General features: G+C 41.5%; 1 protein-coding gene. It reads left to right on the top strand.

The window, feature by feature from the left end; genetic code table 11:
* Nucleotides 1-342: Spy0128 family protein (locus tag HMPREF2987_RS04855; protein ID WP_142995359.1), on the top strand; the 342-nt coding region annotated here is incomplete at both ends.

Here is a 342-nt window from a genome sequence, read left to right as displayed (position 1 = left end):
GGCAGCGCAAGTAGTTAACTACTACAACCCAACTACGAAGAAGGTTGAGAAACCAAGCAAACCAACTGAAAAACGTGTTAACTCAGTACCAATCTCAGTGGACTTCAACTTCACTAAGAAACTGGAAGGTCGTGAATTGAAGGCTGGTGAGTTCAGCTTCGTATTGAAAGATGCCAAAGGCAAAGAAATCGAAACTGTTCAGAACGACAAGGACGGAAACGTTAAGTTCAAAGCAATTGAGTACAAGAAAGGCGAAGAAGGCACTTACAAGTACACAATTGAAGAAGTTAAGGGATCTGATGCGACAGTTACATATGACTCTATGAAGGCAGAAGTAACAGT

The organism is Streptococcus sp. HMSC067H01 (assembly GCF_001814775.1).
Classification (GTDB): Bacteria; Bacillota; Bacilli; order Lactobacillales; family Streptococcaceae; genus Streptococcus.
The sequence above is the reverse complement of the archived record's forward strand: the minus strand, read 5'-3'. Positions and strand labels throughout refer to the sequence as shown.